The sequence below is a fragment of the Thioclava sp. JE_KL1 genome (genome assembly GCF_009296265.1).
Lineage (GTDB): Bacteria > Pseudomonadota > Alphaproteobacteria > Rhodobacterales > Rhodobacteraceae > Thioclava.
This window is the reverse complement of the sequence record NZ_WBJS01000007.1, coordinates 357,289-371,090: the sequence shown is the minus strand read 5'-3', so window position 1 is coordinate 371,090 and position 13,802 is coordinate 357,289. Positions and strand designations below refer to the sequence as shown.

Below are 13,802 nucleotides of genomic sequence, written 5' to 3'. Positions count from 1 at the left end.
CCTCTGTTCTGGCGCACGACGCTGATGTCTCTGGGCGCGACCCTTGGCTATTTCGCGCTGCATTGGGGGGCGAATGCGCTCTCGGCGGGCACCCTGCCGCCGCCGCCCGTCGCCGATCCGCTGATCTGGCTCGTGATGCTCCTGACCGTTGTGGGCTTCGGTCTCGCAGCCTGGGCGCAGGCGACCTTCCCGCTCTGGGGCAGCCATCCGGCTGCGGCGGGGCTGCGGGTCCATCTGATGAACGGTCTCTATCTCAACGCTCTCTCCGATCGGTTGATCGGGCAGACGCCCCTCAAGAAAGGTTAAGGCAATGCGCTTCCACAGTTATCAGTTTCCCGGCGCCACACTGCAACTCTTTGCCGCCGCCGAAGATGCGTTGGCACAGATCCCGCCCGCCTTCGGTCTGGAGGCGACGGTCGCGGTAAACCCCTACCTCGGTCAGGCAGGAGAGAGCCGCCTTCAGGCCGCAACCCGGCTGGCGCGGGTGGCGGGCGCGCGGATCACCGCCCCGCGCGAGGTGATCGCCGCGTGGTTCGAGGCCGGGCGCGTGACGGAGCAGGACATCGCCGCCGCCGCGGTCGGGGCCGAGCTCGATCCCGATCAGGTGCAAAGGGCACTTCATGCCCCTTCGCCCGCCTATTGCCCCGATCCGACGCTGGCCGATCTGGCGGCGCGGAAAACCGGGCAAGACTGGCCCGCTCTGATCGCGGACCGGGTCGGTCTGTGGGCTGGCGGGCATTTCGACAAGGGACAAGCGCTCTGGCCCGCACCGGGCGGGTCGGCCTTCAAAGCATGGCGGGCTTTCGCGCTACGCGACCTGACGCCGGGCTTACACGGACTGCGCGGCTTCTGCGCCTTCGTGGCGAGCCTGCCCACGGATCCACGCGCGGCCTTCGCGGAGTTGACGGGACGGCTTGGCCTCAGTGCGGAGGCCGCACCGCTCTATCTGCACCGGCTCGCGATGAGCCTTGGCGGTTGGGCGCAATATGTGCGCGGGCTCGGCTGGGCCGATGGGCTGAAGGGCGAACGCAACACGCTGGGGTTCGAGATGTTAGTGATCCGGCTCGCTTGGGAGGTAGCGCTGCTCGACTGCTTCGCCGACCAACTCGCCATGCCCTGGACGCAGGCGCTGAAAGCTCATGCCGCGCCGCTGGAGCCGAGCCACGATCTACGCATCGATCTGGCCCTGCAGGAGGCTGCCGATCAGGCCGAGGAGCTGGCGCTGGCCGAAAAGCTCGCCACCTCGGGAGGCAGGGCCGGCGCGCCGCCGCCGGACATTCAGGCGATCTTCTGTATCGATGTGCGCTCCGAACCGTTCCGGCGGGCGCTGGAATCCGCTGATCCCGGGGTGCAGACGCGTGGCTTCGCGGGGTTCTTCGGCCTGCCGATCGCGCATCTCGGGCTCGCCTCGGATCAGCGCGAGGCGCGGGCGCCGGTGCTGCTGGAGGCGGCGCTCAACTCGCAGGTCGCGGTGGGCGGCAAGGCCGATCAGGCGGAACGGATCACCCGGCGCGCGACCCGCGCCTGGGGCCGATTCAAACTGGCCGCGGTTTCGTCCTTCGCCTTCGTGGAGGCGACCGGGCCGCTCTATTTGGGCAAGCTGTTCGGATCGGCGATGGCGCAGGACGACGCCCCGTCCCCTGAACCTGTGCCCGCACTCGACCTGCCCTCGGAAGAGCGGATCGCACTCGCGGGCCGGGTGTTGCGGGCAATGTCGCTTACCTCCGGTTTCGCGCCGATCGTGCTGATCGCTGGCCATGGGGCGCATGTCACAAACGCGCCGCATGCGAGCGCCCTGCAATGCGGGGCTTGCGGAGGCCATGCGGGCGATGTGAACGCGCGGCTTCTGGCCGAGCTGCTCAATGATCCGGTGGTGCGCAAGGGTCTGTCGCGCAACGGAATCGCGATCCTGCCTGAGACGCGCTTCCTCGCGGGGCTACATGACACGGTCAGCGATGCGCTGCACCTGTTCGACGAAGGGCTCAGTGCGGTGCCGAAGGCGCATCTGGCGCGGCTACAAGCAGCGCTCGCGAAGGCGGGCGAAATCGTGCGGACGGCGCGGGCGCAGGCTCTGCCCCGCGCGGGATCCGGGGCCGACCTGCCCCGGCGCGGCAAGGACTGGTCCGAGCTGCGCCCCGAATGGGGTCTGGCCGGATGCCGTGCCTTCATCGTGGCACCGAGGGCGCGCAGTCTGGGCTGTGATCTTGGCGGGCGAGCCTTCCTGCACGATTACCATTGGCGGCAGGATGATGGCTTCGCGACGCTGGAACTGATCCTGACCGCCCCTGCGGTAGTCACCAACTGGATCGCGCTGCAATATCATGGCTCAGCCACCGCGCCCGAGGTCTTTGGGGCAGGCAACAAGCTGCTGCACAACGTTGTCGGCGGTATCGGCGTGTTCGAGGGCAATGGAGGCGATCTGCGGGTCGGTCTGCCGATGCAGTCCCTGCATGACGGGGAACAGTTGCGCCATGATCCTCTGCGGCTCTCGGTCGTCGTCGCGGCCCCGACGGAGGCGATCTCCGGCGTGCTGGAGCGGCATCCGCAACTTAAAACCCTGTTCGACAATGGCTGGCTGTCGCTGCAGGCGATGGATGACGCGGGCCAGATCTGCGCGCGCTATGAACAAGGCGCGTGGATCGCGAGAGATCAGCCGCCCGCGATCCGCGCCGCCTGAGCGCAGAGGTTGACGGATCGAAGCGCGGCCCTGCCCCCTCGTTGCGGCGCAAGGGGCGGAGCCGCGCGATCGTCGGTCTGCGAGGGGCCGACCAGTCCGCATTCAGTAAAAGCCGATTTCCTTAACGTCGACGGAGGCTTCATAATCCTTGCCATAGGCAACGACGCCGATGGATTTGAGGTCTTTCGCGCGAGGCTCAGCGCGCAGCATTCCGCCCGATGGCGTGAAAGCCGTGAAGGGCAGTTTCACCTCCGTCCAACCTGTGGTGGCATGAAACCGCGCCTGATAATACTGCCACGGCAACAGCATCGTGCGGCTGCGCAGATGGACAAAGTAATCCTCGTCATTTCCGCGCATGACGATCCGCACGCCGCGCGCGCCCTCTGGTGGCGCATCGAGTTTCATCTGAATCTGGATGAAACCACCGCGGTTCTTCGTGCTGACCTTGCCGCTGAGGCGGGCGAAATGTGTGGCGCCCTCGCGCTCGAAGCTGACCTGCCCCGTCGAGACGCCGCCCATCACCGTATCGGTGAAGACACGCCAGCGGGTCTCTGGGTGGTTCGAAAAGGTCTCTAGGGGCATTTCTGGGGGCATCGGTTCACCTTGGGCAGAGATCGTCGCGCCAACGAGCATTGCTATCGTGAGCAGGAATTTGAGGGTCACGGGCATCCTCCAGCCTCAGGTTGCGGGGTCAAGAATATCACGCGGCAATCGAAGCACGAGGGCGATCGCCGCCAGTTTCAGCGCGCAGGGAACAAGCGCATAGCTGACATTGAGCGCATCGAGCGCCGCCCGGCTGTTCTCGCCATCGGGCTGGTAGCCGAAATACTGAAGCAGCGGCAGCACGGTCCCGGCGGCGATCGCCAGTGTCGCCTTGGCGCTGAAGTTCCAGATCCCGAAGGCCTGCCCCGCCTGAAGCCCAGCACGCGACAGGGCGGCGGCAAAGAGCGCCGAGAGGATCACCATATCCGCGCCAAGCGCTATGCCTGAGCCGATGCAGATCGCCGCGAAGGACAACGCGGCGCCCGGCGGCAGGCTGAACGCGCCGATGAAGCTCACGATCGAGAGGATCATCGCGGCCAGAAGCACCCGGCGGGCGCCGACACGTCGGGCGAGACGCCCCCAGACTGGCGCGCTTGCGCCCGCGGCGATGAAGAAAAGGATGAGGAAAGGTCCGGCGAGATCAGGCAGGCCAAGACGGTCTCCCACGAAGAACAGAAAAAGCGTCGACGTGACAGCCACAGGCAGGCTGTTGACGAAGGCCAGCAGCAGGAGCCAGCCCGCGCCGGACCCGATCAGCCCCCGCCAGTTCAGTCGCATCGACGTCACTTGCGTCTTGCGCCACAGCGGCCGCGCCAGCACGATCGCGATCAGAGCCAGCAGGGCGATGAGCCAGCCGAACGCCACATAACCATCTGCCTGCGCGGAAACATTCGCAAGCAGCGTCGGCGCAATCGCCCCGAGAGTCACACCGATCAGAACACCCGTTTCGCGCCAACCTGCAAGGCTCAGCTGCGCCCGGGGCTGCCCCGTGCCCGCGAAGGCAGCGCTCTGGCCGTAGATCAGGATCGTCCCAAGGCTATAGCCCGTAAACGCCACGACCAGCCCCCCGGTCAGCCAGAGCGCAGGATGTCCCTCCGGAGGTAGCGAAAAAACCGCCACGCAGCCCGCCGCGAGCAGCCCCATCGCGAGGACTGCGAAACCCGCTCGAAAACGCGCCCAACGGTCTGTCACATATCCCAACAGCGGATCCTGCAGGAAATCCACGATCCGGATCAGCAGCAGGATCGCTCCGACTTGACCAAGCGACAGATCAAGTCGCGTGGCCGCGAAACTCGGCAGGTGGATATAAATCGGGATACTCGCCGTGGCGAGCGCCATCGCGAGAAAGCCCACGCGCCAATAATCCTTCGACTGATCCATAGGCGCAGGATTCATCGGGCGCGTCGCCCTGTGAGCCTGACAAAGAGCCAGACGATACCGGGGCGGAGCCTTAGAAAGACGCGATAGGTCAGTTCGAGGAGGGTCTTGACGAGCGGCCACCGTGCGATGCGCGCCAGACCACGCCAGCGCGGAAGATGGGACCAAAGTTCGGCGAAAGCAGCAGCCCCCGAGACGAGACGCCCATCCTCTGCGCGGACGTGGAACCGAGCGAGCGCATCGGCCCGGCTCAGCCCGTCAGGCAGGGTCGCGCCCGGCTCGGAGAGATCGACGAACGCAAGCGCCTCCGCGCCCGGTGTCTCCCTATAGAGACCGATCTCCGCGCGACACAACGGACACCCTCCGTCATAGTAAACGGTCGCCTTGGAGGTTTTGTGCATCGCGGCATGGCGCACGCTATCACCCATCTTCAGTTTGGTTGATGAGTATTACGCGGTTTGACGATACGAGGATCTTTTGCCGGAGGGAACTTCTCCAAAATACCCCGGCGAGAGCGTGGACTGTCCTGATGCCAGCTGAGCTCGTCTTCACGCTTGCTGTCCTATTTCCGCTCCCAGTGGTCCTTTCGAGCGCCCTCCACTTATCCTCTGCGCCCGCGGTCCGGTAGGGCATAGCGAACAAGGATACGATTGTCTGCAAGCCATCTGAGAAACGCGGGGCTATTCACGTCGCATGCCCCGTTTGAAACCGAGACAGATCGCGCGCGTCATCCCGGCCCGCAAATGCGGGTCGGTGATGTTGCCTAAGTCGCGCGGGCTAAAGACAAACCCGTCCCAGATCAGCACAAAAGGCATATCAGCATTTAGCAGCCACCTTAGCCGAGCGCTAGAATGTTGCGAAGAAGCGCCCCTTTCCAGCCACCGACATGCGCACGTCAATTCGCTCCAACTCATTGGTGTCCGTCACCAGCCATCATGCCGCGCCTAATGGGCAACCATAACGTGCCTGACGACCGAGTAATCCTCTAAGGCGTAGGAAGACATATCCTTGCCATATCCCGATTGTTTCATGCCTCCGTGCGGCATCTCATTGGTCAGCATGAAATGGGTATTAACCCAAGTACAACCATATTGCAGCCTCGCGGCAACCTGCATTCCCTTGGACACGTCCTTGGTCCACACCGACGAGGCGAGGCCATAATCGCTGTCATTGGCCCATTTGATCGCATCGTCGGGATCGTCGAACCGCGTGACGGAGACCACGGGGCCAAAGACCTCGCGCCGCACGATCTCATCGGTCTGAAGAGCGCCCGCAACCACCGTAGGCTTGTAGTAGAATCCCCGCCCCTCGGGTCGTTCGCCCCCAGTGGTGATCTCGATATGATTGGCTTCGCGCGCGCGCGCCACGAAACTCGCAACCCGGTCGCTCTGGCGCTGCGAAATGAGCGGCCCGATCTCGTTAAGGCTGTCATCCTCGTGACCATAAGAGATCTGTGCGACCGCATCCGTCAAACCAGCGACAAACTTGTCGTAGACCTCGCCCTGCACATAGACGCGGCAGGCGGCGGTGCAGTCTTGGCCCGCATTGTAGAAACTGAAGGCGCGCAGCCCTTCAATGGTGGCCTCGAGATCAGCATCGTTGAACACGATAACTGGGGCCTTGCCGCCCAGTTCAAGATGCGTGCGCTTGATCGTCTTGTTGGCGGCTTCCAAAATCTTACGCCCCGTCGCGATATCGCCAGTAACCGAAATCATCGCCACTTTCGGATGGTTAATCAGCGCAGAGCCCACCGTTTCGCCGCGACCTAGAATGATGTTCACAACGCCTTCGGGCAACACCTCGGCAAAGATATTTGCCATGGCCAACGCGGTCAGCGGGGTCTGCTCGGACGGTTTGAACACCACCGTATTCCCCGCCCCAATCGCAGGCGCGATCTTCCAAGCCATCATCATCAGCGGATAGTTCCAGGGCGCGATCGAGGCGACGATGCCGATCGGATCGCGGCGGACCATCGACGTATGTCCTTCAAGATATTCCCCTGCCACCGGCCCGGTCATGCAACGCACCGCGCCCGCGAAAAACCGGAAGCAATCCACGATGGCGGGAAGTTCATCCCCCAGCGCGAGCTGGCCGGGTTTACCGCAATTGAGCGCCTCAAGCACCGCAAGTTTTTCCGCCTCCGCCTCGATCCGGTCAGCGATCTTAAGCAGATAGCCCGAACGTTCGGCAGGCGTGGTGCGCGACCAAGCTGTGAAAGCCTTCTCAGCGGCGTCCACCGCCTCTTCGACCTGCGCAAGAGAAGCTTCGGGCAGCGTGGTGATGATCTCACCGGTGCGCGGGTTGAGGATGCTCTCCTCAGTCTCGGTGCCGGAAACGAGCTTTGCGCCGATCAGCATTTGCGTGTCCATGGGGATCTCCCTGTTTTTATTTGTCTGAACCGGCGGTGTGTTCGCCGTCTTTTGTGAGGTAATAGGCCGCGAGGATTGGAAGGACCGTCACAAGGACCACCGCCATCGCGACCACATTGGTCACAGGGCGCTGGCGTGGGCGGACGAGCTCTTCGAGCATCCAGATCGGCAGAGTGGTTTGGTTGCCAGCGGTGAAAGTGGTGACGATGACCTCATCGAAACTGAGGGCAAAGGCCAGCATCCCACCCGCCAGCAAGGCGGTTGCGATATTGGGCAGGATCACGAGGCGGAAGGTCTGCACCCCGTCCGCGCCCAGATCCATGGCGGCATCGATCAGCGCCCCCGACGTGCGCCGAAACCGCGCCACCGCATTGTTATAGACAATCACGATACAAAAAGTCGCGTGGCCCAAAACGATGGTCCAAGTGCTGAACGGAATATCCAGCAAAGAGAAGGCCGAGCGCAGGGAAATCCCGGTGATGATTCCCGGCAAAGCGATGGGCAGGATCACCAGAAGCGAAATTGTTTCGCGGCCAAAAAACTTGGAGCGCGCCACAGCAGCGGCTGTCAACGTGCCCAAGATCAGCGCCAGACTGGTCGAGATCGCCGCAACTTTCACCGAAAGGGCCATGGCCTCCCAGACATCCTTGCGCCCCAAGGTGACACCGATCCATTTCAGCGTGTAACCGGGCGGCGGCCATTGAAAGCTCTTCTCCTCAGTCGAGAAGGCGTAGAGGAAAATCAGCGCGATGGGGGCGAGCAGGAAAACGAGCCCACCGAATGCGGCCAGCTTGAGACCCAGAGGAGATCGGTTGTCAGAGTGCATCGAATGCTCCCATCTTGCGTGCGCCCCACAGGTAGATGCCCATGATCACGATCGGCACCACGGTGAAGGCGGCGGCAAGCGGGATGTTCCCAGCCGTGCCCTGCTGGGTATAGACCGCCTGCCCGATGAAGAGGCGCGAATTGCCCACGATCTGGGGCACGATGTAGTCGCCCAGAGTCAGCGAAAAGGTGAAAATCGAGCCAGCCACCACTCCCGGAAGCGCGAGAGGCAGCAACACCATGCGAAAGTTCTGCCTTGGCGTTGCGCCAAGATCGGAAGCGGCCTCGGTGAGATCTTTGGAGACCCGCTCCAAAGCCGCCTGCACGGGAATGATCATGTAGGGCAACCAGATATAGAGAAATACGAGGAAGGTGCCGATATAGCTGACCGACAAGGAATTTCCGCCGATCACGGGCAACGATAAAACCCCCTCCAGCAGCCATGTCAGATGCAGCTTGGCAAAAATCCAGTTCAGGATGCCTTCCTTGGCAAGCACGAGCTTCCAAGCGTAAACCTTGACCAGATAGCTCGACCAGAGCGGCAACATGACGCCCACGTAAAACAGCGCCTTCCATTTGCCCTTCGCATAGCGAGCAGCAAAATAGGCGATAGGAAAGGCCAGGATCGCCGCGGCGATCGTAACCGATGCGGCCATCGCCACGGTGCGCAGGATGATGTCGAGATTGTAGGGCCGCAGCAGCTCGCCATAGGTTTTCAGCGTAAACTCATGGACCACGACGCCCGAAAATTCGTCGATGGAGAAGAAGCTCTGGATCAGCAGTGCGATGAGCGCGCCGATATAGACGATCCCCAGCCACAGCGTGATCGGCAACACCAGAAGAAAGACGAACATGCGAGGGTGGCGGATGATCCAGTCCACCGCACGCGCCAGCGGCCCGGAGCGCGGGGCGAAAAGCGCAGCATTTGAGCTTAGATCGCTCATGCTTCCCGCTCCATCAGATGCACCCGCGCAGGGTCCCAGGAAATCCGCGCCGCCTCGCCCACATCAGGGGTATCTTCGCGCGCCGGGATCAGAGCGGTCAGGCTTTGCCCCGCAAGAATGAGCGAAAGCTTGGTCACCCGGCCGTGAAAGAACCGACCCGTGACCGTCGCCTCTCGCCCGGCAGGATCAAGCACCACATCCTCGGGGCGCAGCGAGGCCCATTGGCCCACATCCCCGACTCCCGCCAGATCGGCGGGAAGCACGTTGGAGGAGCCGACAAAATCGGCCACGAAACGCGTATTGGGGCAGCGGTAGATTTCTTCGGAGGTGCCGATCTGCTGGATTTTCCCCTCAGCGAAGACGGCAACACGATCGGCCATCGACAGCGCCTCGTCCTGATCGTGGGTGACGAACACAAAGGTAAGACCCAGCGCGAGTTGCAACTTGCGCAGCTCTTCCTGCATCTGCTCGCGCAACTTTAGATCAAGCGCCCCCAAAGGCTCGTCCAGTAACACCACGCGCGGCTTGTTGATCAACGCGCGCGCCAGCGCGACACGCTGGCGTTGCCCGCCAGACAACTCCCCAGCGCGGCGATCACCATAGCCGCTCAGTTCGACAAGTTCCAAAGCCTCTTCGGCAGCGCGGGAACGCTCAGCCTTTCCCACGCCCTTCACCCGCAACCCGAAAGCCACGTTCTCGCGCACATTCATATGCGGAAACAATGCGTAGTTCTGAAATACAGTATTCACGTTGCGCAGATAGGGCGGCACGCCCTCGGCACGTTCACCAAAAATCGCAATATGCCCGGCGGTCGGTTGTTCGAACCCCGCGATAAGACGCAGGCAGGTCGTCTTACCCGAACCGGATGGGCCGAGCATGGCGAAGAATTCTCCATCACGGATCGAAAGGTCGACCTCGTCCACGGCTTTTACGGATCCGAAATGGCGCGAAACGCCTTGGAAGGTCACGGCATCAGTCATCTTTGGTCTTTCTGGGAGAATGCGCCCGGACCCGAAAAGGGGTCGGCTCCGGGCGGTCTGGAGCGATTAGCGGCCGCCAATCACACCGATGTAGTCGGACACCCAGCGGTAGTAGGGCACGCAATTGTCTTGGCCGTCACAGTTCGACACCGGAGTTTGCCAGAACTTGATCTTGTCGAAATCGTCGAGACCGTTCTCGGAACAGCCCGCAGCGGTTTGCATCCCCGATCCGTCGGTGCAAGCCTCGGGCACGGAGGGCACTGCACCAAACCACACCGAGAGATCGGATTGCAGGTTCGAATTCAGCGAATGCTCCATGAACATATAGGCGCAATTCGGGTGTGCGGCCTCGGAATGGAGCATCAGCGTATCGGCCCAGCCCGTTGCGCCCTCTTGCGGAATCACAGACGCGATCGGCAGGCCGTCGGCCTTGAGCAGGTTGACCATGAACGGCCAGGAGGAGGAGGCCACCATACCTTCGTTCTTGAAATCGTCGATCTGGATGAAAGCGTCATGCCAATAGCGCGACACCAGCGTGCGTTGCGTGCGTAGAAGATCGAGCGCGGCGGCATATTGGTCTTCGTTAAGCTCATAAGGGCTGGTGATGCCAAGCTCGGGCTTGTGGGCCATCAAATACATCGCGGCATCCGCGATGTAGATCGGCCCGTCATATGCCTGCACGCGCCCCTTGTTGCTTTCGCCATCCGGGAGGGTCATCTCCTCGAACACGACGTTCCAGCTTTTGGGCGCCTCGCCGAACACCTCGGTGTTATACATCAGCACGTTCGGCCCCCACATGAAGGGCGTGCCGTAATGGGTGCCTTTGACGGTGTGCCACGGGGCGTCCTTCAGGCGATCATCGACGCGCGACCAGCTTGGGATCAGATCGATATTGACCGGCTGCACGCGACCACCTGCAATCAGGCGCAACGAAGCATCGCCCGAAGCAGTCACTAGATCGAAGCCCCCTTCGTTCATCAATGCGACCATTTCGTCCGAGGTGTTGGCGGTTTTGATTTCGACCTTGCAGCTCGTCGCCTCTTCAAACTTGGTGACCCAGTCGAAGGCCGGATCGGTCTCGCCGCGCTCGATGTAACCCGGCCATGCGACGATGGAGACGCTGCCTTCCCCTGCGCCCACTTCACTCAGCATATCGGCGGCCTGCAGCGGAAGCGTTGTGGCAGCCGTGAGTGCAAGGCCTGATACGCAGGCTTTGAAAAACTGTTTCATGATGACTTTCCCTGTTGCAACGAGAGTTGGAACTCTCTTGCACACCAGCCTGTGAAACTCCGTGAGCTTTCACAAATTCAATTCTCAGGTTTTAGCTATCGAAAAAACAGATACCTTGGAATCATCGCGTATTTTTATGGACTTGCGCCGCAAGAACAAATTCACGCGCCACACGCGAAAGAGGGGCACCTTTTCTCCAAACGACTCCAACCTGCACAACTGGAAGGCTTCCCGACACATCTCTGGACACGATGCGGTCCCCTTCGAGAGACCAGCGGCGATAGACCATTTCCGGCAAGAGCGCGATTCCCGCGCCCGTCGCGACCAGCGAGCGCACGGCCTCCACAGAGCGGGTTCGAAAAGCCACACGCGGGCGCGCCCCAAACGCCGACAGCAGCTTGCGCGTCGCTTCCTCGACCTCGTCGATCCTCAACATGATCATCGGCTCGCCCGTGAGATCCTCAATCGAGACGGAGGTCCGCGTCGTCAGCTCGTGCCCGTTGGGCAGCCAGAGCTGGTAGGGAGAGGTATCGATGATCTCGCTCTGTAGCGCCATGCGGTCGCGCATGTTGCTAGTCACCATCACCGCCACGTCCAACTCTCCGCCGACTAGGAGATGCTCGAGGTAATCGCCCGAGTCTTCCGATGCCGTCACCTCGACTTGCGGATTGGCACGCCGGAACCGGGCAAGAATATCCGATAGCACATAGCCCGCCACGAGCGACGTCACCCCTACATGCAGGGTCCCGGTCAGGTCGTCGCTCTCCTGCGTCAAGGCATGTCGGGCATCGGCGACCCTCGCGAGAATGCCCGTGGCATGGCGCAGAAACTGATGTCCTTTATGTGTAATCTCTAGCCCGCGTGCATGACGAGTGAACAACTGCACGCCGAGATCAGCCTCCAACTCACGGATCGCTTCGGTCACCGCGGATTGTGAGATCGCAAGCGTTTGCGCGGCGCCCGACACGGTGCCGGCCTCGGCGACCGCGATAAAGTAGCGAAGCTGTTTGAGTGAAAATGCCATCTCATGTTCTTAGCGTGTCAATAGCAGCGACGTCTATCGCGCACGGAATTTCTTGATAGACCGCACAACTCTGAATTGGCGCACCAGTTTTGTCGTGAAACCGTCAGCGTCAGAGATGGCATTCTCTGCGAGAGCTGGAGCCTAGATGACAAGACGTGTCAATGCGCGTTCAAAATTGTGACTAGCTTGCTCGCGACAACGGTAATGACAACCATGTGTGATTTTCTGGCATCTCGCGATCGGTCAGCGACGTTTTGATAACCGGGCTATATTGGCTAGCAACCAGAGCAACCTGAGTGTCCGGAGCCACCATCACAGCATGACATAGGCGTCAAAACTGTGCCCTTCGTGGCAGCGAAGGTTCGTCCGCAGCCAAGGCGCGCAGCTTGGCAGCAACTGTTCAGGCCGCCTGCCCTTTTTCCGCTGGCCGTCGCTGCCCAGATCACTGCATTCCCGGTCCGTCAAACTCCTCATCGCGCGCCGGCTGCAGCGCACCAACCCCGGCCTCACCAGCCCGCACCAAGAGATCCAGCACAGCACGGATCATCCAGTCCTCCGCAGTGTCACCGAGCGCCTTGAGGGAGGCAGGCATATCCTCCATCACGATGTCGCCACCCGAGATTTCGGCACGGCCGTCGGAAAGCGCCGCGATGACATCGCGCAGGGCGGCCTGCTTTTGCGCAAAATCCAGGGCTCTTCGGTCGAGCTCCGCGAACGCCCCCTGCATCTGTGCCGCAATCGCTTTGCGCGCGGCATGTTGCTTCGTCGATAGCCGCGCTTTTCGCGGCCCGTCGCGCAAGAGCCCGCAGTGCTCTCCGACCGCCCGGTGGTAATCGTCCTGGAACTGACGCATGGCCGCACGGTAGGCGACCATTTCCGGAACCTCACCCCGCAGTTTTCGAGCCGCCTTCAGATGGGTGCGGTTCTCTTCCTTCCACGCCGCAAGCGTCTGGGCATTCTCAGCGTGCGCCTTTCGTGAAGCCGAGCGCCACGCCTCGAGACGCGTGGCATTATGCACCTTGTTGCGCGCGATGGTCTCCGGTCGTTTGCCAAGAGCCCGTTTGCGCGGCCTCGGCGGAAGAGGCTTGGGGATGGGGCGCGGGAGAGAGCAAATGGCCGAAGGGGTCTCGCAGGAGGCGCGAACCTCCGCGGCTGCGCGCTTGCCCGCATGCAGCTTGTTCGCATCGAGTTTCGGGTCTTCGACATTGATCGCAAGGATGTGGAGGTGGACATGGGTCTCATCGAGATGCAGCACTGCTGCCCACTCAATTCCCTTGGGCATGCGCCTTTCGAAATGCGTGAGCACCCGTTCCGCCCAGCTGAGGATTTGCGGACGATAGCACTTCTCATCACGCCTGAAGGCCTCCACCGAAAGGGGGTGCGAGTGAATTTCCGTGTAGAGCGTCGCTGCATCCCGGCGCAGCCGACGCTGATAGCTCGTGCCTTTCGCACTTTTCACGGTCTCACGGATCTTCTGCACCTTCTCGGTCCAGAGCACCTCGAGCTTCTTGAGCGTCGTCGTGCCGTCAAGCGTAATCGGCGCTTTCGGCTCGTCGACATGGCGCGAATAGCGCGGCACCCGCATCGCTTCGCCGAAGACCTGCACGGCCGTGTTCACCTGTTCTGGCGCCCCCTTCACCTTGCGCGGGGCGGCCGAATAACATTCGATATGGACAAACTGATAGCTCATGGATCACCTCTTTCCTTCCGTGGCTCTCACTCGAGGATAAGAGGGTGACCTGAAAAAACGGGCAGGAGACCGGTGCAAAAAACGGCGCAGGAAAAACTAGCTATATGACAGACTGTAGGTAGGCTTTTCGAACGGCTGGATTG

General features: G+C 61.8%; 11 protein-coding genes and 1 pseudogene. 2 read left to right on the top strand and 10 right to left on the bottom strand.

Annotation, left to right across the window (positions count from 1 at the left end; all coding sequences use genetic code 11):
* Nucleotides 1–306 (top strand): annotated as a pseudogene (locus F8R15_RS21510) (oxidoreductase); the annotation flags it as partial.
* 4 nt (nucleotides 307–310) lie between these two features.
* Complete coding sequence (locus tag F8R15_RS15890; protein WP_152845228.1) at nucleotides 311–2,677, top strand: YbcC family protein; 2,367 nt, start codon at nucleotides 311–313, stop codon at nucleotides 2,675–2,677.
* A 102-nt stretch (nucleotides 2,678–2,779) separates the two neighbouring features.
* Here F8R15_RS15890 and F8R15_RS15885 read toward each other — a convergent pair whose 3' ends face one another.
* From F8R15_RS15885 to F8R15_RS15840, 10 genes are all read right to left on the bottom strand, one after another.
* A complete protein-coding gene (locus F8R15_RS15885) occupies nucleotides 2,780–3,346 on the bottom strand; it encodes a CIA30 family protein (RefSeq protein WP_216644136.1) in 567 nt (188 codons plus the stop codon).
* Between the two features lie 9 nt (nucleotides 3,347–3,355).
* Complete coding sequence (locus F8R15_RS15880) at nucleotides 3,356–4,615, bottom strand: MFS transporter (protein WP_253732657.1); 1,260 nt, start codon at nucleotides 4,613–4,615, stop codon at nucleotides 3,356–3,358.
* Nucleotides 4,612–5,025: a thiol-disulfide oxidoreductase DCC family protein gene (locus F8R15_RS15875; RefSeq protein WP_152845227.1), complete on the bottom strand. Its 414-nt coding sequence runs from the start codon at nucleotides 5,023–5,025 to the stop codon at nucleotides 4,612–4,614. The genes F8R15_RS15880 and F8R15_RS15875 overlap by 4 nt, the downstream gene beginning before the upstream one ends.
* A 516-nt stretch (nucleotides 5,026–5,541) precedes the next feature.
* A complete protein-coding gene (locus tag F8R15_RS15870; protein WP_098410020.1) occupies nucleotides 5,542–6,966 on the bottom strand; it encodes a gamma-aminobutyraldehyde dehydrogenase in 1,425 nt (474 codons plus the stop codon).
* A 16-nt stretch (nucleotides 6,967–6,982) separates the two neighbouring features.
* Nucleotides 6,983–7,792 carry an ABC transporter permease gene (locus F8R15_RS15865; protein WP_078530831.1) on the bottom strand — a complete coding sequence of 270 codons (810 nt, stop codon included), beginning with the start codon at nucleotides 7,790–7,792 and terminating at the stop codon, nucleotides 6,983–6,985.
* Nucleotides 7,782–8,735: an ABC transporter permease gene (locus F8R15_RS15860; RefSeq protein ID WP_078530832.1), complete on the bottom strand. Its 954-nt coding sequence runs from the start codon at nucleotides 8,733–8,735 to the stop codon at nucleotides 7,782–7,784. Before F8R15_RS15860 ends, F8R15_RS15865 begins: the two co-directional genes overlap by 11 nt.
* Complete coding sequence (locus F8R15_RS15855; RefSeq protein ID WP_368731072.1) at nucleotides 8,732–9,658, bottom strand: ABC transporter ATP-binding protein; 927 nt, start codon at nucleotides 9,656–9,658, stop codon at nucleotides 8,732–8,734. The genes F8R15_RS15860 and F8R15_RS15855 overlap by 4 nt, the downstream gene beginning before the upstream one ends.
* A 123-nt stretch (nucleotides 9,659–9,781) precedes the next feature.
* Nucleotides 9,782–10,945, bottom strand: coding sequence for an ABC transporter substrate-binding protein (locus F8R15_RS15850; RefSeq protein WP_098410018.1), 1,164 nt, complete (start codon nucleotides 10,943–10,945; stop codon nucleotides 9,782–9,784).
* Nucleotides 10,946–11,066: 121 nt separating this feature from the next.
* Complete coding sequence (locus tag F8R15_RS15845) at nucleotides 11,067–11,969, bottom strand: LysR family transcriptional regulator (protein WP_098410017.1); 903 nt, start codon at nucleotides 11,967–11,969, stop codon at nucleotides 11,067–11,069.
* Nucleotides 11,970–12,411: 442 nt separating this feature from the next.
* Entirely contained in the window at nucleotides 12,412–13,587 is a 1,176-nt protein-coding gene (locus tag F8R15_RS15840) for a Mob protein (RefSeq protein WP_152845226.1), read from the bottom strand.
* Nucleotides 13,588–13,802 lie beyond the last annotated feature (215 nt).

Excerpts from the sequence above, each read along its gene's own strand:
- F8R15_RS15875 (WP_152845227.1), bottom strand. The coding sequence starts at position 5,025 with ATGGGTGATAGCGTGCGCCATGCCGCGATGCACAAAACCTCCAAGGCG.
- F8R15_RS15885 (WP_216644136.1), bottom strand. The coding sequence starts at position 3,346 with ATGCCCGTGACCCTCAAATTCCTGCTCACGATAGCAATGCTCGTTGGC.
- F8R15_RS15845 (WP_098410017.1), bottom strand. The coding sequence starts at position 11,969 with ATGGCATTTTCACTCAAACAGCTTCGCTACTTTATCGCGGTCGCCGAG.
- F8R15_RS15880 (WP_253732657.1), bottom strand. The coding sequence starts at position 4,615 with ATGAATCCTGCGCCTATGGATCAGTCGAAGGATTATTGGCGCGTGGGC.
- F8R15_RS15890 (WP_152845228.1), top strand. The coding sequence starts at position 311 with ATGCGCTTCCACAGTTATCAGTTTCCCGGCGCCACACTGCAACTCTTT.
- F8R15_RS15865 (WP_078530831.1), bottom strand. The coding sequence starts at position 7,792 with ATGCACTCTGACAACCGATCTCCTCTGGGTCTCAAGCTGGCCGCATTC.
- F8R15_RS15850 (WP_098410018.1), bottom strand. The coding sequence starts at position 10,945 with ATGAAACAGTTTTTCAAAGCCTGCGTATCAGGCCTTGCACTCACGGCT.
- F8R15_RS15870 (WP_098410020.1), bottom strand. The coding sequence starts at position 6,966 with ATGGACACGCAAATGCTGATCGGCGCAAAGCTCGTTTCCGGCACCGAG.
- F8R15_RS15860 (WP_078530832.1), bottom strand. The coding sequence starts at position 8,735 with ATGAGCGATCTAAGCTCAAATGCTGCGCTTTTCGCCCCGCGCTCCGGG.